The 21,169-nt window shown below is 69.6% G+C and carries 20 protein-coding genes; 10 read left to right on the top strand and 10 right to left on the bottom strand.

The features are described from left to right. Positions 1 to 235: 235 nt before the first annotated feature. Positions 236 to 1,000 (bottom strand): group II truncated hemoglobin, encoded by a 765-nt coding sequence (locus H5411_RS27370; RefSeq protein WP_183125466.1) that lies wholly within the window; start codon positions 998 to 1,000, stop codon positions 236 to 238. A gap of 80 nt (positions 1,001 to 1,080) precedes the next feature. On the opposite strand from H5411_RS27370, the gene H5411_RS27365 reads away from it, so the two are divergent. Beyond that, positions 1,081 to 1,416: a winged helix-turn-helix transcriptional regulator gene (locus tag H5411_RS27365; protein WP_183125465.1), complete on the top strand. Its 336-nt coding sequence runs from the start codon at positions 1,081 to 1,083 to the stop codon at positions 1,414 to 1,416. Between the two features lie 7 nt (positions 1,417 to 1,423). On the opposite strand, the gene H5411_RS27360 is transcribed toward H5411_RS27365, so the two are convergent. After that, positions 1,424 to 1,786: a DUF488 domain-containing protein gene (locus tag H5411_RS27360; protein WP_183125464.1), complete on the bottom strand. Its 363-nt coding sequence runs from the start codon at positions 1,784 to 1,786 to the stop codon at positions 1,424 to 1,426. 91 nt (positions 1,787 to 1,877) lie between these two features. On the opposite strand from H5411_RS27360, the gene H5411_RS27355 reads away from it, so the two are divergent. After that, a complete protein-coding gene (locus tag H5411_RS27355) occupies positions 1,878 to 2,744 on the top strand; it encodes a LysR family transcriptional regulator (RefSeq protein ID WP_183125463.1) in 867 nt (288 codons plus the stop codon). A gap of 40 nt (positions 2,745 to 2,784) precedes the next feature. Here the strand turns inward: H5411_RS27355 and H5411_RS27350 are convergent, their stop codons facing one another. Next, positions 2,785 to 3,624, bottom strand: coding sequence for a GH25 family lysozyme (locus H5411_RS27350; protein ID WP_220817543.1), 840 nt, complete (start codon positions 3,622 to 3,624; stop codon positions 2,785 to 2,787). A 212-nt stretch (positions 3,625 to 3,836) separates the two neighbouring features. Between H5411_RS27350 and H5411_RS27345 the strand changes: the two genes are divergently transcribed. After that, positions 3,837 to 4,754 carry a DUF5829 family protein gene (locus tag H5411_RS27345; protein WP_183125462.1) on the top strand — a complete coding sequence of 306 codons (918 nt, stop codon included), beginning with the start codon at positions 3,837 to 3,839 and terminating at the stop codon, positions 4,752 to 4,754. Positions 4,755 to 4,926: 172 nt separating this feature from the next. Beyond that, a complete protein-coding gene (locus H5411_RS27340) occupies positions 4,927 to 5,688 on the top strand; it encodes a hypothetical protein (protein WP_246369295.1) in 762 nt (253 codons plus the stop codon). Positions 5,689 to 5,758: 70 nt separating this feature from the next. On the opposite strand, the gene H5411_RS27335 is transcribed toward H5411_RS27340, so the two are convergent. The 4 genes from H5411_RS27335 to benA are packed head-to-tail and all read right to left on the bottom strand — an operon-like array spanning position 5,759 to position 12,794. Next, positions 5,759 to 8,389 carry a helix-turn-helix transcriptional regulator gene (locus tag H5411_RS27335; protein ID WP_183125461.1) on the bottom strand — a complete coding sequence of 877 codons (2,631 nt, stop codon included), beginning with the start codon at positions 8,387 to 8,389 and terminating at the stop codon, positions 5,759 to 5,761. A gap of 29 nt (positions 8,390 to 8,418) precedes the next feature. Next, on the bottom strand, positions 8,419 to 10,905 hold the full coding sequence (gene benC / locus H5411_RS48560) for a benzoate 1,2-dioxygenase electron transfer component BenC (RefSeq protein ID WP_183125460.1): 2,487 nt from the start codon (positions 10,903 to 10,905) through the stop codon (positions 8,419 to 8,421). Positions 10,906 to 10,917: 12 nt separating this feature from the next. Further along, on the bottom strand, positions 10,918 to 11,427 hold the full coding sequence (gene benB, locus H5411_RS27325) for a benzoate 1,2-dioxygenase small subunit (RefSeq protein WP_183125459.1): 510 nt from the start codon (positions 11,425 to 11,427) through the stop codon (positions 10,918 to 10,920). Further along, the gene (gene benA, locus H5411_RS27320; protein WP_183125458.1) at positions 11,424 to 12,794 is read right to left on the bottom strand and encodes a benzoate 1,2-dioxygenase large subunit; all 1,371 of its coding nucleotides are present in this window, start codon (positions 12,792 to 12,794) and stop codon (positions 11,424 to 11,426) included. Before benA ends, benB begins: the two co-directional genes overlap by 4 nt. A gap of 230 nt (positions 12,795 to 13,024) precedes the next feature. On the opposite strand from benA, the gene H5411_RS27315 reads away from it, so the two are divergent. From H5411_RS27315 to catC, 4 genes are read left to right on the top strand one after another with little or no spacing between them, the layout of a single operon-like run. Further along, positions 13,025 to 13,933, top strand: a complete 909-nt coding sequence (locus H5411_RS27315) for a LysR substrate-binding domain-containing protein (protein WP_101439172.1) — start codon at positions 13,025 to 13,027, stop codon at positions 13,931 to 13,933. Next, on the top strand, positions 13,930 to 15,033 hold the full coding sequence (locus H5411_RS27310; protein WP_183125457.1) for a mandelate racemase/muconate lactonizing enzyme family protein: 1,104 nt from the start codon (positions 13,930 to 13,932) through the stop codon (positions 15,031 to 15,033). Before H5411_RS27315 ends, H5411_RS27310 begins: the two co-directional genes overlap by 4 nt. 31 nt (positions 15,034 to 15,064) lie before the next feature. After that, positions 15,065 to 15,907 carry a catechol 1,2-dioxygenase gene (gene catA / locus H5411_RS27305; protein ID WP_101439170.1) on the top strand — a complete coding sequence of 281 codons (843 nt, stop codon included), beginning with the start codon at positions 15,065 to 15,067 and terminating at the stop codon, positions 15,905 to 15,907. 16 nt (positions 15,908 to 15,923) lie between these two features. Beyond that, positions 15,924 to 16,202 (top strand): muconolactone Delta-isomerase, encoded by a 279-nt coding sequence (gene catC, locus H5411_RS27300; RefSeq protein WP_037367634.1) that lies wholly within the window; start codon positions 15,924 to 15,926, stop codon positions 16,200 to 16,202. 79 nt (positions 16,203 to 16,281) lie between these two features. On the opposite strand, the gene H5411_RS27295 is transcribed toward catC, so the two are convergent. From H5411_RS27295 to H5411_RS27285, 3 genes are all read right to left on the bottom strand, one after another. Next, positions 16,282 to 17,076 (bottom strand): crotonase/enoyl-CoA hydratase family protein, encoded by a 795-nt coding sequence (locus H5411_RS27295; protein WP_183125456.1) that lies wholly within the window; start codon positions 17,074 to 17,076, stop codon positions 16,282 to 16,284. Continuing rightward, positions 17,069 to 17,305: an OB-fold domain-containing protein gene (locus H5411_RS47125; RefSeq protein WP_376772231.1), complete on the bottom strand. Its 237-nt coding sequence runs from the start codon at positions 17,303 to 17,305 to the stop codon at positions 17,069 to 17,071. The genes H5411_RS27295 and H5411_RS47125 overlap by 8 nt, the downstream gene beginning before the upstream one ends. A 187-nt stretch (positions 17,306 to 17,492) precedes the next feature. After that, positions 17,493 to 18,674 (bottom strand): thiolase family protein, encoded by a 1,182-nt coding sequence (locus tag H5411_RS27285; protein ID WP_183125479.1) that lies wholly within the window; start codon positions 18,672 to 18,674, stop codon positions 17,493 to 17,495. 218 nt (positions 18,675 to 18,892) lie between these two features. Between H5411_RS27285 and H5411_RS27280 the strand changes: the two genes are divergently transcribed. Both H5411_RS27280 and H5411_RS27275 read left to right on the top strand, forming a co-directional pair. After that, positions 18,893 to 19,963, top strand: a complete 1,071-nt coding sequence (locus H5411_RS27280) for an acyl-CoA dehydrogenase family protein (RefSeq protein WP_183125455.1) — start codon at positions 18,893 to 18,895, stop codon at positions 19,961 to 19,963. A gap of 2 nt (positions 19,964 to 19,965) precedes the next feature. After that, positions 19,966 to 21,159: an acyl-CoA dehydrogenase family protein gene (locus H5411_RS27275; RefSeq protein WP_183125454.1), complete on the top strand. Its 1,194-nt coding sequence runs from the start codon at positions 19,966 to 19,968 to the stop codon at positions 21,157 to 21,159. Positions 21,160 to 21,169: the final 10 nt, after the last annotated feature.

Below are 21,169 nucleotides of genomic sequence, written 5' to 3'. Positions count from 1 at the left end.
GCCGAGCGCGTTCTGCGTTGCCCCTCGGCCGAGCGGACCAGCAGCATCACGCTCCTGATCCCGCGCCCCTTGTCCTCCCGGGCGCCGCTTGCGCCGTCCCTGGCCCCAACCCGCTCCCCCAGGTCGTCGCGGCGGTGAGTTCCGCCGCGATTGCCGACGTTCGCGGCGATTCGCGCGCCGTTGGTGGTGCGCGGAATCCTTCGGCAAGCGGCATAACGCAGCACAGCGTCGGAGTTCAGTTTCCGTTCCACGGAGGGGCCGAACCCCAGCCCCAGCGGGGCACCGGCTGATCGCCCGGCGGTCCGGCGTCCGGCGCGGAGAACACGACCGCGAGCCTGCTGCCCCATTCGAGATATCCCGCGAGCGCGGCGCGGAACTCCGGGTCCGCAGGCAGTCCGACGTCGTCGGCGGTGGCCAGCAGCAGCGAGACCCAGCGCCGCCGCTGCGGCTCGGTGATCGCGCGTCCGGCATGCCTGGAGACCATGTGCTCGTGCCCGCCGTGCCGGGCGGTGTACGCGGCCGGGCCGCCGAACACCTCGCCGAGCCACACCGCTACGTGCGCGGGGTGCTCCGGGCTCATCCCGGCGAACACGTCGGCGAGCAGGTCGTCCTCGGCCACCTTCACGTAGAACGCCTCGGTGAGCCTGGCCAACGCGGGTGCTCCGCCTGCCCACTCGTAGAGCGTCGGCACCGCGCCGCCCGGGCCGGCGACCTCGGTGCGTTCGTAATGCCGCATCTCCTCGATCTGCTCGACATAGGGCCGGATCTCGGCGAAGAACGCGGCGAAATGGGGTCCGCCCCGGAAACCCTGAAGGTGCGCGTCGGCCGAGGTCCAGACGATGCGCAGGAGATAGCAGCCCGGCTCGTCGGCGGCGCGAGCGAGTTCGTAGTCGTGACACTGTTCCGCGGCGGCCAGCGACTTGGCCGCGCGCTGGTAGGCGGCTTCGAAGTCCGCGTGGCCGCCGTCCGGAATGCGGTACCGGATGTACTCGAGGATCACCGGATCACCCAAGCACGCACCGGGCAGGCCGCCTAGTACGCACTTGCCGGTGCGTACCCGCGGCAGGCGATGATGGAGGAATGAAAGCGCGCTACTCGTGTGCGGTCGAACTGGCTGTCGACGTCATGGGCGGGAAGTGGAAGCCGGTGATCCTGGCGCGGCTCAAGGAAGGCCCGCACCGGTACGGCCAGCTGCGCCGCGCCATTCCGTCCATCACCGAGAAGGTGCTCACCGCGCAGCTGCGGGAGCTGGCCGCGGCCGGGCTGGTGAACCGGACCGAGGTGGACGGCCGGGTGCCGACGGTCGAGTACCGGCTGACCCCGGAAGGCGACGAGCTGCGCCCGGCGCTGACCGCGCTGTACGAATGGGGCAGCCGGTATGCCGAGCGCAACGGCATTCCGGTCGGCATTTCCTGAACGACAGCTAGGAGGAGCGAAGCAGGTCGGCCAGCACCGCCGCTTCGCTGATATCGCTGCGTTTGGTTGCGGTCAGCAGAGTCAGCGGGCCCTTTTTCGCCAGTGCGCGCAAGTGGTCCAGTGCTTCCGCGCGTTCCGGTTCTTCGAGTTCCGCGCGGTAGCGTTTCGCGAATTCGCCGTAGCGGTCCGGGTCGTGGGCGTACCACTTGCGCAGTTCCGTCGACGGGGAGATCTGCTTGAGCCAGTCGTCCAGGTGGGCGCGGTCCTTGCTCAGCCCGCGCGGCCACAGCCGGTCGACCAGGACCCGCGAGCCGTCGGCGGATTCCGGCGCGTCGTAGACCCGGCGTACATGGACTTGGCGTTTGCTCATCGGGACAGCGGCTCCTTTCCGCGTCGGGGCTCTCCTGCCAGCGTCCGCCGATGGACGCCGGGGCGCAAACCAAGGGGTATAACCCGAGGGTATGGAACTGCGTCAGCTGCGGTACTTCGTCGCCGTGTTCACCGAGGGGTCGATCAGCCGGGCGGCCGCGTCGCTGGTGATGTCGCAACCGGCGCTGACCCGGCAGATCCGCGTCCTCGAACGCGAACTCGGGACGCCGTTGTTCGACCGGGTGCCGACCGGCGTGCAGGCGACGGTGGCCGGGCGGGCGTTGCACGAGCACGCGCGGCAGCTCCTGCGGCTCGCCGACGCGACGCGCGAGGTCACGCGGTCGGCGGCGCCGGTGAAGGAGCAGGTCGAGATCGCCTTGCCGCCCGGGATTCCGCAGGACTGGGTGCTCGCGGCGCTGACGGAGATCCGGCGTCAGGTGCCGGACGCGGCACTGTCGTTTTTGGACGCCAGCAGCACCGAACAGCTGCGGATGCTCAGCGAAGGGCGGATCGACATCGGGCTGGTCCACCAGAACCCGCCCTCGACGCTGCACGGGCGGTTGTTGTTCGAGCATCCGTTCGGCGTCGCGATCCGGCCCGGCCACGCGCTTTTCGGCCGCCCGCGGTGCCGGTTGCGGGATCTCGACGACGTCCGGGTGCTCGCGCACGCGCGGGCGCAGGTCCCGGCCGGGCACGACCAGATGCTCGCCGCCGCGCACGGGCTCGGAGTGTCGCCGAACTGGCGGTTCGCGCGGTTCACCGAGAACGCGCTGGCCTGCGCCGAGGCCGTCGAGGCGGACGCGGTGCTGCTGAGCCGGCCCAGCGCGAACCGGATGCTGCCGCGGTGGGCCTGGAGCGAACTGGTCGAGCCGAGCGTCCCGCTGACGACGTGGGCGGCGTGCCAGCCGCAGACTCGCCGGATCGTCAGCGCGGTCATGGAGGTGCTGGCGAGGTGCTGAAAGCCCGTCCGGGAGCGCGCGGCTCCCGGACGGGACCGGATCAGCCGGTGGCCAGCACCTTCAGCCGGTCGACCCCGGCGCTGAAGTAGTCCTGGTCGAGCGGCGTCGAGGTGTACTGCCAGAAGGTGTAGAAGCCCCAGTCGTAGGGCAGCGCTCCCGGCGACGAGGCGTAGGCCGCCACCCACAGCGGGTTGGTCGAGCTGAAGTCGCCCCCGTTGCCGGTGCACTGGGTCCACCAGCTGGCGGCCGTGTAGATCACCGGCCAGCGCGAGGTCTTCGCGTGGTACTCGTCGCTGAACGCCTTGATCCACGACACCATCGCGGACTGGCTCAGTCCGTAGCAAGCGGAGCTGGGCCCCCATTCGATGTCGAGCGTGCCGGGCAGCGTCTTGCCGTCCTGCGACCAGCCGCCGCCGTGCGCGACGAAGTAGTCGGCCTGCGCCGCGCCGCCGGAGAGATCAGGACGGCCGTAGTGGTATGCGCCGCGGATCATGCCGACGTTGTAGGAGCCGTTGTACTGCTGGCTGAAGTCGGGGTTCTGGTAGCCGGTGCCCTCGGTCGCCTTCACGTAGGCGAACCGCTTGCCCTGGTTCCAGTAGGACTGCCAGTCGACCGCCCCCTGGTAGCTGCTCACGTCGATGCCCGGCGTGGTCGTCTCGACCGACGCGGGCGCGACCGCCGTGCCGCCGGGTTCGTGCGCCCGGACGGAGGCGCCCATCTGATGGTTGTCCGGCGTCTCGGCGGAGGTGCTCGCGGCCGCGGCAGGTGCGGCCGAGGCGTTCGGCGCGGTCGCCACGAGCAGGGCGGCAGCCGCGGCGAACACCGCTCCGGCCAGGCGGCGGCGCGCCCTCCCGGCGGGTCCCCAGTGGTGAGTGGTCATTGACAGGTCCTTTCGGATGCCCTCGCGACATGCCACCCGATCAGGTGGCACGAGGACCTGATTCTGTTACTAAATGTGATGCACTGTCACTGCTCCAAGTGAACTAATTTCCACTTGACCGGGCAACGAGAAAGACATTCTCAGTAGGCCGTTGCGGTCGAGTTCCCCGAAAACGCCGCCGGCCCGCCGCGCTCGCCTTACTCTCCTGCGCCATGTCGACACCTCGAAGAACCCGGACGATCCTCCAGCTCCTGGCCGTGCTCCTCGCCCTGGCCGCGACCGGCGCCGCCACCGCCCAGGCGGACGAACCGGACCTGCTGCACTTCAACCACTCCTACGGCGTCCTGGACCGCGAGACCGCCGACGCCATCGAGCATTCGGCTTACCTCAAGGACTTCGCGAACTTCCAGGTCCGCACCACGACCGGCGCAGGCGGCGAAAAATGGACCGGCCGTTACCTGATGGGCCGGGAAACCTACCTGGAACTGTTCGGTGTCGGCGACGTCCCCGGCAAGGACGGCGACCTCGGTTCGGCGGGTCTGGGAGTCTCGGTCGAACACACCGGCCAGCTGTCCACAGTGGTCCAGCACCTGCGCGACGCGGGCATCGCGAACCCGGTGGAATTCCTGCAAACCCGCGATTTCGGCGACGGCAAGCCGGTACCGTGGTTCGACGGGGTCCAAACCACCGACCAGTACGACACCTTCGGCGCCTGGGGCATGGAATACCGCGCGGAGTACTTCGCCGACCCGCGCAGCAACACCGGTCCCGCGCAGTACCCCGGCGACGTCAGCCGCAACCGGTACCTGCCCGACGACTACCGCGACCACCAGATGCGCGACGTCACCGGCATCCGCCTGGGCATCACCGCACGCGACCTCGGCAACACGCTGCCGCTGCTGCGCGCCGGAGGAATGACGGTGTGCGAGCTCCCCACCGGCGCCCTCGCGTCCGACGGCATGACCACGATCCGCTTCGACGCCGTCCCTGCGGACCAGGTCGGCCTGCGCCAGATCGACCTGGCCCTCAATCACCCCACCGGAACGAGGCACGTCGAACAACTGGGCCACTCGACGCTCGTCGTCGGTCCCGGCGCGCACGCGCGGTGGACTTTCAGTATTCGCAGCTGATCCCATTCGTGGAGGGCTCCTTGCGGGAATCCGATTCCCGCAAGGAGCCCTTCCCAGCTCCGATCCCGGAAGAGCCGGGGAAATCCGGTGGTCCCCGCCGGTAAGTTGATCGATATCTCGGTGCACCGGGAACGACGACCCGGCACACCGGGTCTGGTACGAGGGGAATCAGATGCACAAGAGTTCTGTCCTGCCCATCGGCCGCTCGGCCGCGGCGATCGCCGCGGTTGCCGCGCTGGCGGCGTGTTCGGCGGAAACCGCCGCGGCACCGGCCGCGACCTCCGCCGCCCCCGCCGAGGTCTTCGGCGCGGCCGGTTACCGCGGCATCGCCCCGGGGATGGCCAAGGAAGCGGCGCTCGCCACCGGAAAACTCGCCACCGCGCCGGTGTCCGTGCTGGACGGCTGCACGGACCTGAGCTGGCAGGGCGGGGCCGCGCCGGACCCGGCCCGGCTCGCTGCCGAGGCCGAGGCGCAGCGCAAGGCCGACGACCTCAACGCCAAGGCGGACGCGGCGGACCAGGCCGCGAAGCGCCCTTCCGGCAAGTCCGCCGCCGAGCTTGCCCAAGCCGCCGCCCAGGACGCGGAAGCCGCGCAACTGGCGGCAGACGCGGCGCAGGCGAGTGTCGGCCTGGCAGGCAAGCGAGAGGAGCGGGACAAGGCGTTCGCCGCGGCCGGTGGCGCCTCGTTCGGCAAGAACGGCCTGCACGAGCTGGGCGCTCCGCCCGGGGCCAAGACCGCGGAGGGCATCGGCGCCGGATCCTCGCTGGCCGACCTGCACAAGGCGTACGACGCGCGCGGCTTGAAGCCCGGCGCGGCCGGACGGTTCGAGCTGCCCATCGCGGAAAAGCCGGGCTGGCGCTTCGAATTCGCCCCGGCCGCCGACGGCAGCACGGTCGGCGGAGTGTCGATCGTCGAAACCGCGAAGTGCCGTTGACGCCGCGTGTGCTGAATCCATAGTGGACGCACGAAGGCCTCCTTGCCATCGCGGCGAGGAGGCCTTCGCCTCATTCCTCCCCGGACCGCAACACCGCCAACTCGGTCCGGCCCCGAATCCCCAACTTCGCGTAAATCCGCGTCAAGTGGTACTGCACGGTCTTCACCGACAAAAACAACTCCGCGGCCACTTCCCGGTTAGACCGCCCCTGAGCCACCATCCGCGCCACCGCCTCCTCCTGCGGCGTCAGCAGATCCACCCCGCTCCGCGGCACATGCACGCCCCCGGCCCGCAATTCCCGCTCACACCGGGCCACATAAGTCACCGCCCCCATCGAAGCGAACCCGTCCCGAGCGATACCCAGCTGCGTATCCGCCCGAGCCCGCCGCCCCAACCGCCGCAACGTCTGTCCATACGCGAACGCGATCCGAGCCTGGTCATACCGCAACGGCAAGCCCGCGATCATCTCCACCGCGGCATCAAACGCCGCCACCGCTCCGACATGATCGTTCCGCGCCCCCAGCAACCGCCCCCGGGCAGCCGCCAGCCGAGCCCGGGCCGAAAGGTGCTCCCGTTTCCCCGCGGCCCGTTCATGCGGAGCCAGAAACGCATCCGCCTCCTCGGTCCGTCCACTAAGGACCAAGGCATGCGCGTACAGGTCATGCCAAGGCCAATGCCCAGGCTCGTCCACCGAAGCCGGCAACGACAGCCGCGTCAGCGGATGCAACGCCCGCAACACCCCAGCGGAATCAGCGGCAGCCTCCGCGACCTGCGCCCGGGCCAGCAACGCGGGAACCCGCATGATCTCGTAATCCTGCGGTCCCGAAGCACAAGCCAGCAACGCCTCTTCCGCTCGCGCCTGATCCCCGCGCAGCGCATGCACCGCGGCCGAAGTCCACTGCAGCAACGGCGCGGTAAGCACAATCCCGGTCCGGTCCACCAGCACGAGCGCTTCCCGAACCACCCGCAACGCGTCGTCCCATTCCCCGCTCAGGAACAACGTCCGCGCCAGCCACGCTTGTGCCCACAAGGAAATCCGTGCCGACCCGCCCAAATAGCTAGTGGGCACCGCACTTTCCAAATCCACGCGGGCGTCGTCGATCCGATCGGTGAGCAGATTCAGCCATCCCCGTGCCATCACCACGCGCTGCGCCTGCGCACCATGGCGAATCCGTTCGGCCAGCTGCGCGTAATCCCGCCGCGCCTGCTTGGCCCGGCCCGAAGCAGCGAGCCCGAGCCCCCGGATCGCCGCAGCTTCCACCGCCGCCGGAGTCTCCGGCACAGCCAGCTCGATCGCCCGGTCCGCCCACCGCACGAGATCCTCCGCGGAGTACCGGCAAAGCGCGTCAAGCACATACCGTTGACAGATCAACGCCGCCGTCTCCGGATCCCTCGACGCGTTGACGATGTCCCAGGCCCGGCTCAGCCGTCCGCCAGCTTCAGCGGCCCGGCCGCGCACCACCGCGAGGTAACCGAGCACCGCGTCCCGCAACGGCGTCTCGCGCACACTCTCGACTTCCGGGGCAAGCGCAGCAGCCCGGAACACATCGCCCGCACCGATCAACGCATCGACAGCCCGGGTGATCCGGGCCTGCCGCAGCTCAGCGTCTTCAGTGAGCCGCCCGGCATCGTTGAGCAGCACCGCGGCCGTCCCCCACGCCCCCGCCGCAGCGCGCTCGACCGCCAGCGCGTCAAGCCGATCCGCGACACTGGCATCCGGCACCGGACTGGCCGCGACCAGCAGCCGCAGGCTCCGCGCCGGATCCTCGACCAGCACCGCCGCCCGCCGCTGAAGCTTCGAGCGTCGCTCCGGCCCCAGTCCGGCGAGCACGGCCGCGCGAACCATCGGATCCGGCGGTCCCACCTCGGCGAGCCCGCGCGGCGCGAGTTCGACCAGCCGCGCCGCGCACGCCTCGTCCAGCACCGGCAACGGATCGCCGTCGAGATCAGCCAGCGAAGCCACCGACCGCACTGCGGCACCAGCGCCGAGCACCGCGGCAGCCGCGACAAACCGTTCCGCCGCAGGGGAAAGCTGAGAGATCCGTTCGCGAACCGAAGCGGTGACCGCGGCTGGTGCGGGCAGATTCGGATCGAACCGGGCCCAGGTGGCACGCGGGACCTCGGTCAGCAATTGCACGACGTAGCGCGGCCGGCCGAGAGTGTGCCGGCACAAGCGTTCGGCCATCGTCGGATGAAGGGCGATACCGCGCGCTGAGGCCATTTCGGACACTTCCGCGGCCTCAAGCGGCGGAACGCGCACCTCATCGTCGGACATCCGCGCGAGCAGTTCCAGAACGTCCGCGCGAGCGCGACGATCGCCGGTCCCCGCGGTGAGCAGCACTGTCGCCCGCGCCGCCGGGTGGTGGCGCAGCAGCGACGACAACGTCCGCACCGAGTCCACATCGGCCAGATGTGCGTCGTCGACCACGAGCAACGTCCCCGGGACCAGCTCCGCCGCGATCCGTCCCGCGACCGGCAGCGGGCCGTCTTCCGTCGACACCGCCGGGAACAGCTGCCGCAGCACGGCGAACGCGCTGCCGCTCTCCCATTCGGCCGCGGTCGCCTGGAGCACGGGGCCGGGGAACTCGTCGGCGGCCCGCCGTGCGAGCGTGGTGCGCCCGCATCCGGCCGGACCGCACAGCAGTACCGCGCGGCCCGCCCGGGACAGCAGGCCGGCCAGCTCCTCCGCCGATCCGGTCACAGTCCTCCCCGCTTCGCCGAACGCCTCCGTCAGCCGAGATCGCCCCCGGCGACGGGCAGGACGGTGCCGGTGACGTACGAGGCCTCGTCCGAGGCCAGGAACGCGATCGCCGCGGCCTGCTCGTCCAGGGTGCCGTACCGCTTCAGCAATGACGACCCGACAGTCTGGTCGATGTGCGCCTGGAACCACTCCCGCTCCTGGTCAGTGACCGGATCGGGGCCGCCGCGCGGGATCCGCCGCGGCGGCGCTTCGGTGCCGCCCGGCGCGGTCGCGACCACGCGGATGCCGGCGTCGGCGTACTCGAAGGCCAGCGACGCGGTCAGCGCGTTGATCCCGCCCTTCGCCGCCGAGTACGGGATCCGGTGGATGCCGCGAGTGGCCGCCGACGAGACGTTCACGATCACCCCGCTGCCCCGTTGCGCCATCGACGGCAGTGCGGCCCGGCAGGAGAGCAAGGTGGTGAGCAGGGACCGGCGGAGTTCGGCTTCGATCTCGTCCGGGCTGAACTCGGTGAACGGCTTGAACCGCAGCGCGCCGCCGACGTTGTTGACCAGCACGTCGATCCGGCCGTATCGGGCCACCGCGGCTTCCGCGACCGCCTGCGCGCCCGGCCACGTCTCCAGGTCGGCGACCACCGCCGCGGCCTCGGGGAGCTCGTCGGCCAGGCCGCCGACCAGGCCGGACCGGTCGGCGAGCACCAGCGCGCCGCCCTCCGCGGCGATCCGCCGGGCCGTCGCCTCGCCGATCCCCTGCGCGGCGCCGGTGACCACCACGACCTTGCCCGCGAACCGTCCTGGCGACAGGAATCTCGGACCCGCCGCCGCGCCGCCCATCGCCCGCCGGGTGGTGATCTTCGACCGTTCCGCGTGCTCGGCGATCAGCCGTCGCGCGGTCGCCCGGTCTCCGGATTCGAAGGCGGCGACCAGGTCCAGGTGGTCTTGGGTGCAGCGCGGATGGCACCAGGTCGCGTTGCGCAGCGTCTCGGCCATGTGGCCTTTCACGCCGAGCGCCTGATAGGCCTGCAGGAGGTGCTCGTTGCCGGTGAGCGTGAACAGGTAGTCGTGGAACGCCGCGTTGGTTTCGGTGTAGGCAGCGGCGTCCAGGAACCGGTCACCGTCCACATAGGGCACTGTCGACTCGGCCAGCAACCGGTATCCGGCGAGCTGACCCGACGTCAGCCGGCCGATCGTCAGCTCGAGCGCGCCCAGTTCGAGGGCTTGCCTTGCCTCGAACACCGCGTCCGATTCGTGCACCGACGGGTGTTCCTCGCCGATTTCGTACTCGCCCGGCGGTTCGTCGGCCGGCGGAAGCATTTCCTGACCCGCGATCGTGCGCGCCACCCGCGCTTCCTCCGCCGCGGACAACGCCGCTCCGGCCCGCAGCGGGACCAGGTCGACCGTCGGGAACAGTTCCTGCCCGGCCAGCGCCCGGCTCGCGACGAATTCCAGCTCCGGCTCGGGTTCCGGATCCGCCGCCACCGGCTGCACCGGGATTTCCGGTGCGCGCACCGGCGCGGCGAGCGCGAACTTCTCGTAGTAGAAGCCGGTCGGCTCGAATCCGGCCGACGCGAAGTGTCCCCGCACCGCCTCCACCATCGGCGGCGGACCGCACAGGTACACCGCGACATCGCCGCCGTGCAGGTGCTCGTCCCGGATCAGTGTGGTCACGTACCCCTTGTTCGGGGCGGCGCTCCCCGGATCCGAAACGCAGTAGTCCCAGGTCAGACCGGGAACGTCGACCGCGAGCTTCTCCAGCGTCGCCGTCTCCACCAGGTCGTCGTCGGTGCTCACGCCGTACACCAGATGCGCTGGCCTGGGCACGCCGGAATCGCGCATAGTGCGCACAATGGACAGAATCGGCGCGAGCCCGGTGCCACCGGCCAGCAGCAGCACCGGACGATCCGTCTCGCGCAGGAAGAAGCTCCCGTGCGGCCCGGTGAACGTCAGCTCGTCACCGGATTTCGCCCGCCCGGTCAGGTAATCCGACATGACACCACCGGGCGTGAGCTTCACGAGGAAAGTCAGCCGCTCGTCGCCGGGCGCATTGCTGAACGAATACGACCGCGTCACGTCGGTCCCCGGAACGGTGATGTTCACATACTGCCCCGGCAGAAACGCGAGCCGATCCCGATCGCGGATCTCCACCGCCAGCGACATCGTCGTGGGCGAAAGCCGTTCCAGCGCAACGAGAGTGCCGTGATGCTCCGCGGCCTGCGTCTTCGCGACCGCCGACGTGCTCGCGATCTGCAACACCAGATCGGACTTCGGTTTCATACTGCACGGCAGCACATAACCACGCTCAGCCTCGTCCGCGCTCAGCGCGTCTTCGAGATAAGACCCGCCCTCGTATTCCCCCGATTCGCAGAATGCCTTGCAGGTTCCGCACGCACCGTCGCGGCAATCGAGCGGAATGTTGATGCGCTGCCGGTACGACGCGTCCGCGACAGTTTGATCCGGCGCGCACGTGACGAAGCGGGTGACACCGTCCTCGAAGGACAGAGCGATCCGGTGGTTCATGACCGCCTCCGCTCAGAAGTGGTACACGTCGACGACGTGATGGATGTAGTCGTTCTTGAGCACCACCGTCTTCCGCCGGATCAGCGGCGAAGGACCGGAGAAATCGATGGTGTAGAACGAAGTCCCGTAGTACGGGTCGACAGTGCGGTACCGGAAGTACATCGTGTGCCAGTTGAACCGCACGTCCACCAGATCGCCGTGCCGTTCGATCAGCTCGACATTCGTGATGTTGTGGCTGGTCCGGGGTTCCGGAAGGGACGTCGCGCTCGACCGTTCGGTGCGGATCCGGAACACCCGGTCCTCGAGCCCGCCCTTGTTCGGGTAGTAGATCAGCGAAATGTCGCGCTGCGGATCCTCGGTGAGCAGATCGTCGTCGCCCCAGGAAGGCATCCAGTACACGACATCGTCGGCGTAGCACTCCAGCCACTTCTCGAACTCGCGGTCGTCCAGATACCGCGCCTCGCGATAGAGGAACTGCTCGACGTCGTGCTGGGTGATGGTCTTCTCGGCGGCGGCGGTCATCGGGCTTCTCCTCGAACGGCCTGCTCGCGGGCGATCGCCGCGCGCAGGGTTTCCTGCCAATACCCGTGCTGCACCGGATAAAGACCCTCGTCCTCGTTCTTCTGCCCGGACGACACGACACCGTCGAGGCCGAGCGAAGAAGCGACCTCGTCCGGCCCGGTGAGCCAATGCTGAGCACCACGGCTCATGTCGTTCCACGGTGCGGCCGTCGCGCGGAAAGTGAGCTGGCAGGACCGGAATTCCTCCAGGTCGTCCGGCGTCGCCATGCCTGAGGCATTGAAGAAATCCTCGTACTGCCGGATCCGCCACGCCCGCGCTTCGGCGCTTTCGCCCTTCGGCGCGATGCAGTAGATGGTGACCTCGGTCTTGTCCGGCGCGATCGGCCGGAAATGCCGGATCTGCGTCGAGAACTGGTCCATCAGGTACACGTTGGGATACACGCACAGGTTCCGGGACCCGCGCACCATGAACTCGCCCTTGGCGTCGCCGTACTTCTCCTTCAGCTCCGCCATCCGCGGCCACAACGGACGGTCCTGCGGATTGCCCGCCCAGGTCCACAGGCACAGGTGGCCGTGCGGGAACGACCAGTAGCCGCCGCCGGACTTGCCCCACGACCCCGCGTCGAGGGTCTTGGTGTCGTTCGCCGATTCGCCGGTGTTGCGCCGGGCCGTCGTGGCCGCGTAATTCCAGTGCGTCGCGGTGACGTGGTAGCCGTCCGCGCCGTTCTCCGCCTGGACCTTCCAGTTGCCGTCGTAGGTGTACGTGGACGCCCCGCGCAGTACTTCAAGTCCGTCCGGCGACTGGTCCACCAGCATGTCGATCACCTTCGTGGCGTCGCCGAGGTGCTCGGTCAGCGGCAGCACGTCCGGGTTGAGGCTGCCGAACAGAAAGCCTCGGTAGGACTCGAAGCGCGCGACCTTCGTCAGGTCGTGGGAGCCGTCGGTGTCGAACGACTCCGGGTAGCCCGCGCCGTCCGGGTCCTTGACCTTGAGCAGCTTGCCGTCGTTGCGGAAGGTCCAGCCGTGGAACGGGCAGGTCAGCGTCGGGCGGTTGTCGCGTTTGCGCCGGCAGATCATCGCGCCGCGGTGCGCGCAGGCGTTGATCAGGCAGTGCATCTCGCCGGCCTTGTCGCGAGTGATCACCACCGGCTGGCGGCCGATCGTCGTGGTGAAGTAGTCGCCGGGGTTCGGCAGCTGGCTCTCGTGCGCGAGGTAGATCCAATTGCCCTCGAAGATGTGCTTCATCTCGAGTTCGAAGATCTCCTCGTCGGTGAAGATCCGGCGGTTCGCGCGGTAGACGCCCGCCTCCGGGTCCTCCACCACCGCGTCCGCGACAACGGCGGCGGCGTGGTCCAGCGTCTCGGTCATGACTCCTCCAACGGGCCTGGCGATCTGCACTGATCGGCTCCCCAGCAGGGGGTTTCCCGCACTGTGCCACCCCGTGGCGGCAGTCACCCCAGGGCAAGACCCAGTCCTGACCTAGGGTGTGATTATTCGATGTCGTTTATCAATCGCACGCAAACCGCTCCTTGTCTTCACTCAATACCGGAACTTACGGTGAGCGGGACCACGCGAGGAGCCGGTGAGGAGGCAGCCCGATGGAACTGCGCCACCTGCGGTACTTCGCCGCCGTCGCCGAGACCTGCCACTTCGGCCGCGCCGCCGAACGCCTGCACCTTGCCCAGCCCGCGCTTTCGCACGCGATCCGGCAGCTCGAGGACGAGCTGGGCGTCGCCCTGCTCAGCCGCACGACGCGGCAGGTGCAGGTCACCCCGGCCGGCCGGTTCTTCCTCGCCGAGGCGCAACGGATCCTGGACGCCGTCGAGGCGGGCGCACGCGGAGCCCGGCGCATCGCCGACGGCCGCCGCGGCCTCGCCCGGATCGGCTTCACCGGCACCGCCGCGCTCTCGCACCTGCCGCGGGTCGCCCGCGCGCTGCAGCACCGGCTGCCCGACGTCGAACTCGAAGTGCACGCCGACCTGCTCACCGGCGAGCAGTGCGAGCAGCTGCGCGACGGCACGCTGGACATCGGCGTGCTGCGCCCGCCGGTCACCGGCGGCGACCTCGACCTGCACGTCATCGAAACCGAGCCGCTGGTGCTCGCCGTCCCGGCCGACCACCGGCTCGCGGTCGAACCGGTGGTGGCGATGAGCGATCTGCGCGCCGAAGCGTTCGTCACCTATCCCGCCAGCTATTCCGTCGTCAACGAAGCGGTTCTCCGCAGTTGCCGCGACGCCGGGTTCACCCCGCAGCGCGAGCACGAAGCGGCCGGTACCGCGGTGCTGCTCGCGCTGGTCGCCGGAGGTCTCGGCGTCGGCGTCGTCCCCGCGTCCGCGCGGGCGCTGCCGCTGGCCGGGGTCGTCTTCCGCGACCTCGCCGGGGCCGCCACCGTCCAGCTCGCACTCGCCTGGCACCGCGAACGGGCCTCGGCACTGGTCCCGGCCGTGCTCGACGCGCTCGGCGAACTGTTCCCCGTCGAAGTGCCCGTGTCAGGGAGGACACGATGAAGATCACCCGGGTGGAGGCGATCCCGTTCGCCATCCCCTACCGCAAACCGCTGCGTTTCGCGTCCGGCGAGGTGCACACGGCCGAGCATGTGCTGGTCCGCGTGCACACCGACGACGGCGTGGTCGGGGTCGCCGAAGCGCCGCCGCGGCCGTTCACCTACGGCGAGACGCAAGCCGGGATCGTGGCCGTGCTGGAAACCGTGTTCGCGCCGCAGGTCGTGGGGTTGAGCCTGCTCGAACGCGAGACGGTGCACGCCCGGCTCTCCCGCACCGTCGGCAATCCGGCCGCGAAGTCCGCTTTGGACATGGCGATCTGGGACGCGCTCGGGCAAAGCCTCGACGTTTCGGTCACCGAATTGCTCGGCGGCTACACCGACCGCATGAAGGTGTCGCACATGCTCGGCTTCGACGAGCCTGCCGCGATGGTCGCCGAGGCGGAGCGGATTCGCGACAGCTACGGCGTCACGACGTTCAAGGTGAAGGTCGGCCGCCGGCCGATTTCCCTTGACACCGCAGTGGTTCGCGCGCTGCGGGAGCGGTTCGGCTCCGAGGTCGACCTGTACGTGGACGGCAACCGAGGCTGGACGGCCGCGGAATCCGCCCGCGCGATGCGGGAAATGGCCGATCTCGACCTGCTGTTCGCCGAGGAACTGTGCCCCGCCGACGACGTGCTGGGCCGCCGCTGGCTCGTGTCGCGTTTGGACGTTCCGTTCATCGCCGACGAATCCGCGGTGACCGCGGCCGACGTGACCCGCGAGATCCTCGGCGGCTCGGCGACCGCGATCAGCATCAAAACCGCCCGCACCGGCTTCACCCGCTCGCAGCGCACGCACCATCTCGCGGAGGGGCTCGGGCTGGAAGTGGTGATGGGCAACCAGATCGACGGCCAGCTCGGTTCACTGTGCACTGTCGCTTTCGGATCCGCCTTCGAACTGACGTCGCGCCGCCCCGGAGAACTGTCCAACTTCCTCGACATGACCGACGACCTGCTCGCCGAACCGCTGTGCATCGCGGACGGCGAACTGGTCATCCGCCCCGGCGCCGGGCTCGGCGCCGAACTCGACCCCGGCAAGCTCCGGCACTACCGGCAAGACCGCTAGCCGGAAACCCCCGATGGATCAAGGAGGATTCATGACTGCCACGCATTCCCCCACCGCCGCCGCGTCCGGAGCCAACGCCACCGAACGGTTCAAGAGCGACAAGCTCGCCGGCGTCGCGGACACCCCGAAGGAACGGGTCAGCCTGCTCGCCCGCGAGGTGCTGGAGGCCGTGCACGCGACGATCCGCAAGCACAAGGTGACCTACGACGAGTACAACGCGCTCAAATCGTGGCTGATCAGCGTCGGCGAGGACGGCGAATGGCCGCTGTTCCTGGACGTCTGGGTCGAGCACGTCGTCGAAGAAGTCGCCACCGAGCACCGCAAGGGCAACAAGGGCACCATCGAAGGCCCCTACTACGTGCCGGACGCCCCCGAACAGGGCGCGCGCGGTTCGATCCCGACGCGGGAGAACGAGCCGGGCACCCCGCTCACCTGGACCGGCCAGGTCACCTCGACCACCGGCGCGGTGCTGGGCGGCGCGAAAGTCGAACTGTGGCACGCGGACGCGGACGGGCTGTACTCGCAGTTCGCGCCGGGCATCCCGGAGTGGAACCTGCGCGGCACCTTCACCACCGACGACGAAGGCCGCTTCGAAATCCACACCGTGCGGCCCGCGCCGTACCAGATCCCGACCGACGGCGCGTGCGGCAAACTGATCGCGGCCGCGGGCTGGCACGCCTGGCGTCCGGCGCACCTGCACGTCAAGGTGTCCGCGCCGGGGCACGAACTGCTCACCGCGCAGCTGTACTTCCCGGGCGACGAGCACAACGACGACGACATCGCCTCCGCGGTGAAGCCGGAACTGCTGCTCGACCCCCGCCCGGCTGGCGACGGCGAGACCATCGAGTACAACTTCGTCCTCGACCCGGCCTGATTTCGATCGGAGAACCATGCTTTACCACGTGCGGATGGACGTCCGCCTTCCCCCGGACCTGGACCCGGCGGTCCGCGACGCCCTCATCGCGCGCGAAAAGGAGTACAGCCAGCAGCTTCAGCGCAGCGGGAAATGGCCGCACATCTGGCGGATCGCGGGCGAGTACGCGAACTATTCGGTACTGGACGTCGCCGACCACGACGAACTGCACCAGATCCTGTCGAACCTGCCGCTGTTCCCGTACATGGACATCCAGGTGACCGCACTCGCGCGGCATCCGTCCAAAGTGGACTAGATTGCCCGTCGAAAATCCGTGAGGGGAACCCGGAGGGAATCTGATTTCCCTGGGGTCCCCTCACGGACGTTCACGGCAGCTACTTAGCCTGCCAAACCGGCGCGCGCTTCTCGACGAACGCCGTCGTCCCCTCGCGGACGTCCTCGCTCGTCATGACCCCGACCGCGTTTTCACGGGTGCTGTCCCAGTCGCTGGCCTCCGCGGAGATCGCACCGTCCACAATGCCCAGTGCGACGCGTTTGCTGGCCTGCACTGCCAACGGCGCGTTCGCGGCGATCTTCTCCGCCAGAGCCAACGCTTCGGTCAGCACATCGGCGTCCGCGACCACATGGTTCACCAGTCCCAGCGTCGCCGCGCGGGCCGCGTCGAGCGGTTCGCCAGTGAACATCATCTCCATCGCGATCTTCTGCGGAATCTGCCGCGGCAGCCGGAACACGCCGCCCGCCGCCGCGAAGAGGCCCCGTTTCACCTCGGGCAGCCCGAATTTCGCCGACTCGGCCGCGACCACCAGGTCGCTGGCCAGCGCGAGTTCGGTGCCGCCGCCGAGCGCGAAGCCGTTGACCGCGGCGATCGTCGGCTTCGAGATCGGATGCCGCACGTATCCGGCGAATCCCCAGTCCTCGTGGCCCGGCGCGGCGAGCGATTCGCCCCGCGACACGGCTTTCAGGTCGGCTCCGGCGCAGAACGCCCGCTCCCCCGCGCCGGTCAGCACGACGACGCGCGTTTCCGGGTCCTGTTCGGCCCGGTCCAGCGCCGTGCCGACGAGTTCGCTCAGCTCGGCGTTGACCGCGTTCATCGCGTGCGGCCGGTTGAGCGTGATCACCAGGACGTGCCCGCGCTGGTCGACGAGCGCGGCCGGGGCGTCGTCAGACATGGTCGGCCTCCTCCGCCGGTGCGAAGACCGGCACTTTCTCGTGGTCGGGATCGGGGCCGGAGGGCACGAACACCGCCCGCACCGGCAGCTGCCAGAGGTCCGCGTCCGGGTCGGCGTCGAGCCGGCACCACCACCACGGTCCCTCGGCCAGCTCCACGATGCCCACGACGACGCGCTCCGGCTCGCCGCCGTCGCGCGCCCGCTTGTGCACCACCGACCACGACACCACCGTGCCGGTTCCCGCGGCGGCCGTCCACTCGAGGTCGTCGTCGGGTCCGGGACCGTGCGCGGGTCCAGGTATTCGCCGGTGGAGCGCCGCCGCAACAGCCGGAACTCGCCGATCGCGGTGCCGTCGAAGAACGCCGCGGACTCGTCGTCGCGGGCGACTGGGGTGATACGCATTGCCGTCCCTCCGCTCACGCCGCGCCGAGCACGAGCGTGCTGTGGTGGTCCAGGATGCCGCCGTTGCCGGAGACCAGCACGGTGTCGTGCTTCGGCACCTGGCGCTCGCCGCCCTGGCCGCGGGCCTGGATGATCGCCTCGGACAGCGGCGTCATGCCCCACAGGTAGTAGGACGACAGCTGGCCGCCGCCGGTGTTCACCGCGAGCTTGCCGTCCGGGCCGAGCATGCCCGGTGTCGCGACGAACTCGCCCCCTTCGCCCTTGCCGCAGAACCCGTAGTCCTCCAGGGTGAGCAGCGCGGTGAAGGTGTAGCAGTCGTAGATCTCGGCGACGTCGATGTCCTCGATCGTCACTCCGGCCATCTCCATCGCCGCCGGCCCGGACTGCGCCGCGCCGCTCACGAGGCCGAGATTGTCGTTGCGGCGGAAGGAATTCCCCGGGTGTGCCTGACCCCAGCCGAGCACCTGCACAGCGGGTTGCGCCAGAGAAGCCGCGCGTTCCGCGGAGGTCACGATCACCGCCGCGCCGCCGTTCGAAACCAGACAGCAGTCCAGCAGGTGGAACGGTTCCGCGATGAACCGCGACGCTTGATGGTCGGCCAGAGTGATCGGGTCGCGCAGCTGTGCCAGCGGGTTCTTCGCCGCCCACGCGCGTTGCGCGACCGCGATCGCGCCGAGTTGCTCGCTCGTGGTGCCGTAAGTCTTCATGTGCCGTCGCGCGGCGAGTGCGTAGAAGGAGTTCGGCCCGGCGAAACCGCTGGAGCCCAAGAGGCTTCCCCAGCCGGTCGGGGTCGTGCGCCGGCCGCCGTAGGCCGCGCCCGTCGCTTTGCCCTGCTGCAGCGGCGCGTCCGCGAATACGCACGCGACGGTGTCGGCCATGCCCGCTTCGACCGCCATCGCGGCGTACTGCACCATCGCGCCCGCCGTCGAGCCGAAAGCCTGCATTTGGGTGAACAGGCGCAGGTCCCGCAGGCCTAAGTCGACTTGCAGACTGAGGTCCACGCCGGGCGTCGTGCCGGCGGACACCAGCAGCCCGTCGATGTCGGACAGCCCGATCCCGGCGTCCGCGGCTGCCCGCCGGACGGCCTGCGCGGCGAACTGCCGCGCGCTGCGACCGTAGACTTTCCCCAGCTCAGTGAGCCCGAGACCGGCGATTGCCGCCCTCCGGCGCGCCGGGGTCTCCCGCCTGCTCGTCATCATCGCACTCCGTTCCCGGCCGGTGGCCGCACCTCCACGTTCGCATCCCGCTGACGCGGCGTAAACGACCGGTCGGGACACCGGCAGATGAGCGCCCGCGACACGTGCGCCGATGTCGCTGCCGGAAACCTGCCGGTGTCGGAATACGTGATGTACATCGCGGATTTCCGCACCCAGCATGGCAATCGGGACCCGACGACGGGAAAGGCGGTCCGGCGATGGCGATCAGCGCCGCGGAAACCGAACAGCTGCGGGAGGCGGTGCGCGACCTGCTCGCGGACCGCTGCACGGAGGCGGACGTGCGCCGGACAATGGCGACCGAGCCCGGGTACGACCCCGAGCTGTGGAAACAACTGGCCGAGCTGGGACTGCCCGGCCTGGTGATCGCGACCGGCTACGGCGGGGTCGGCCTGGGCGCGGAAGAACTCGAAGCGGTTTCGGAGGAAATCGGGGCGGCGCTGGTGCCGTCGCCGTTCCTGTCCAGCTCCGTGCTGACGGCGACCCTCATCGACGCAGCCGGGACTGAAGAGGACAAACGCCGTCTTCTGCCCGCGCTCGCCGACGGGTCCTCGATCGGAACCGTTGCCGTCACGGGCCCTACCGGAAGCTGGACGCCCGAAGGCGTTGCCGTGCAAGCAAACGGAACCCTCACCGGGACCGCTTCTTACGTCACCTTCGGCCAGCTCGCCGACGTCATCCTCGTGGTGGCTCGCACTGGCGACGACATCGGCGTCTTCGAGGTCGCCCCGGACGCGTCCGGTTTCCAGCGGACGGCGGCGGAGGTATTCGACCCGACCGTGCGGCTGTCCCAGTTCGCCTTCGCTGATACGCCAGCACGGCGAGTGGGTACGGCAGGCTGGGAAGCCGTGCGGAAGGCCTTGGACCTCAGCACCATCGCGCTGGCCGGGGAGCAGGCAGGCGGGGCTCGCAAGATCTTCGAGACGACCGTCGAGTATCTCAAGACTCGCGTTCAATTCGGCCGTGCGATCGGCAGTTTCCAGGCGATGAAACACCTCGCCGCGGACCGCCTCCTGGACGTCGAATCCGCGACCTCCGCCGCTCGGCACGCCGCTGCCGACGGCAGCCCGGGCGCGATCGCGCTCGCCGGATTCGCCTGCGCGGAAGCGTACGAAACCGTTGCCCTGTCCGCGATCCAGATGCACGGCGGGATCGGCTTCACCTGGGAACACCCGGCGCACCTGTACCTGCGCCGCGCCCGCTCCGGCGCACAGCTGTTCGGCGGCTCGCGGCTGCACCGGGAGCGCTACCTCGTCTCGAAGGGGGCTTGAGCATGACCACCGCTTTGCCCAGCGCGGAGCAGCTCCGCGAAGAAGTCCGCGCATGGCTCGCGGCGGAATGGACCGGACTCGCCCCGGCACCCGACCGCTGGAGCACCACCCCGGAACGCGTGGCGTGGCTGGAAAAAGTCGTCGCCGCCGGATACGCCGTGCCGACCTGGCCGGTCGAATGGTTCGGCCGCGGCTACCCGGCCGAACTGGCCGACACGATCGCAGCGGAGTTCGACGCCGTCGACGCGCCCGGCGCCCGACAGGACAAGTACAGCATCCCGGCCAACACCGTCCTCGCGTTCGGCACCGAAAAACTCAAGAACGACCTCCTGCACGACGTCCTCACCGAACGGTCCCGGACCTGCCTGTTCTACAGCGAACCCGGCGCGGGCTCGGACCTCGCCGGCGTGCGCACGACCGCGGTCCGCGACGGCGACCGCTGGATCGTCAACGGCCAGAAGGTCTGGACGTCCGGCGCGAAGACCGCGGACTACGCGCTGCTCATCGCGCGCACCGACTGGGATGTGCCGAAGCACAAGGGCCTCAGCTACTTCGTCGTGCCGATGCACCAGCCCGGCGTCGACATCCGGCCGCTGGTGCAGATCACCGGCGAAGCGCACTTCAACGAGGTCTTCCTGACCGACGTCGAAATCCCGGCGGACTACCTGGTCGGCGACGAGGGCAAGGGCTGGCGGGTGCTGCAGACCGCGCTGGCGTACGAGCGCTCGATCATGGGCGACGGCGCGCGGGCGTCGCGGCACGGATCGATCGCCGACGACCTCGTCGGCCTCGCCCGGGAACGCGGCCGTCTCGCCGACCCGGTCATCCGCGACAACCTGGCCGCCGTGCTCGCGTTGCGCGAACTGAACGCGTTGAACAACGCCCGGGCGAAAGCCGCCGCCGAACCAGGCACGTCGAGTTCGGTGATGTCGCTCGGAAAACTCGCGATGTCCGGGATCCTGCACGCCGAAGGGCGACTGCGCACCGCCATCGCCGGTCCGGAAACGCTGCTCGCCGGGGACGAGAATCCGGTCGCCGACGACGTGAACTTCCTGGCGCTCAACGCCTTCTTCACCTCCATCGGCGGCGGCACCGACCAGATCCAGCGCACGATCATCGCCGAACGCGTCCTCGGCCTTCCCAAGGAACCCGAGGTCGACCGCGACCTGCCCTTCCGCGCCGTCCGCCGCAGCTGAGCCTCGAGGA

The sequence above is a fragment of the Amycolatopsis echigonensis genome, from assembly GCF_014174495.1.
GTDB classification, from domain to species: domain Bacteria; phylum Actinomycetota; class Actinomycetes; order Mycobacteriales; family Pseudonocardiaceae; genus Amycolatopsis; species Amycolatopsis echigonensis.
Note: the sequence above shows the minus strand (reverse complement) of the source record. Positions and strands in the feature narration are given on the sequence as shown.

What these genes read in the sequence shown, in the direction of transcription:
- H5411_RS27365 (WP_183125465.1), top strand. Translation starts at nt 1,081, where the DNA reads ATGAAAGCGCGCTACTCGTGTGCGGTCGAACTGGCTGTCGACGTCATG.
- H5411_RS27360 (WP_183125464.1), bottom strand. Translation starts at nt 1,786, where the DNA reads ATGAGCAAACGCCAAGTCCATGTACGCCGGGTCTACGACGCGCCGGAA.
- H5411_RS27355 (WP_183125463.1), top strand. Translation starts at nt 1,878, where the DNA reads ATGGAACTGCGTCAGCTGCGGTACTTCGTCGCCGTGTTCACCGAGGGG.
- H5411_RS27350 (WP_220817543.1), bottom strand. Translation starts at nt 3,624, where the DNA reads ATGACCACTCACCACTGGGGACCCGCCGGGAGGGCGCGCCGCCGCCTG.
- H5411_RS27345 (WP_183125462.1), top strand. Translation starts at nt 3,837, where the DNA reads ATGTCGACACCTCGAAGAACCCGGACGATCCTCCAGCTCCTGGCCGTG.
- H5411_RS27340 (WP_246369295.1), top strand. Translation starts at nt 4,927, where the DNA reads ATGCACAAGAGTTCTGTCCTGCCCATCGGCCGCTCGGCCGCGGCGATC.
- benC (WP_183125460.1), bottom strand. Translation starts at nt 10,905, where the DNA reads ATGAACCACCGGATCGCTCTGTCCTTCGAGGACGGTGTCACCCGCTTC.
- benB (WP_183125459.1), bottom strand. Translation starts at nt 11,427, where the DNA reads ATGACCGCCGCCGCCGAGAAGACCATCACCCAGCACGACGTCGAGCAG.
- benA (WP_183125458.1), bottom strand. Translation starts at nt 12,794, where the DNA reads ATGACCGAGACGCTGGACCACGCCGCCGCCGTTGTCGCGGACGCGGTG.
- H5411_RS27315 (WP_101439172.1), top strand. Translation starts at nt 13,025, where the DNA reads ATGGAACTGCGCCACCTGCGGTACTTCGCCGCCGTCGCCGAGACCTGC.
- H5411_RS27310 (WP_183125457.1), top strand. Translation starts at nt 13,930, where the DNA reads ATGAAGATCACCCGGGTGGAGGCGATCCCGTTCGCCATCCCCTACCGC.
- catA (WP_101439170.1), top strand. Translation starts at nt 15,065, where the DNA reads ATGACTGCCACGCATTCCCCCACCGCCGCCGCGTCCGGAGCCAACGCC.
- catC (WP_037367634.1), top strand. Translation starts at nt 15,924, where the DNA reads ATGCTTTACCACGTGCGGATGGACGTCCGCCTTCCCCCGGACCTGGAC.
- H5411_RS27295 (WP_183125456.1), bottom strand. Translation starts at nt 17,076, where the DNA reads ATGTCTGACGACGCCCCGGCCGCGCTCGTCGACCAGCGCGGGCACGTC.
- H5411_RS27285 (WP_183125479.1), bottom strand. Translation starts at nt 18,674, where the DNA reads ATGACGAGCAGGCGGGAGACCCCGGCGCGCCGGAGGGCGGCAATCGCC.
- H5411_RS27280 (WP_183125455.1), top strand. Translation starts at nt 18,893, where the DNA reads ATGGCGATCAGCGCCGCGGAAACCGAACAGCTGCGGGAGGCGGTGCGC.
- H5411_RS27275 (WP_183125454.1), top strand. Translation starts at nt 19,966, where the DNA reads ATGACCACCGCTTTGCCCAGCGCGGAGCAGCTCCGCGAAGAAGTCCGC.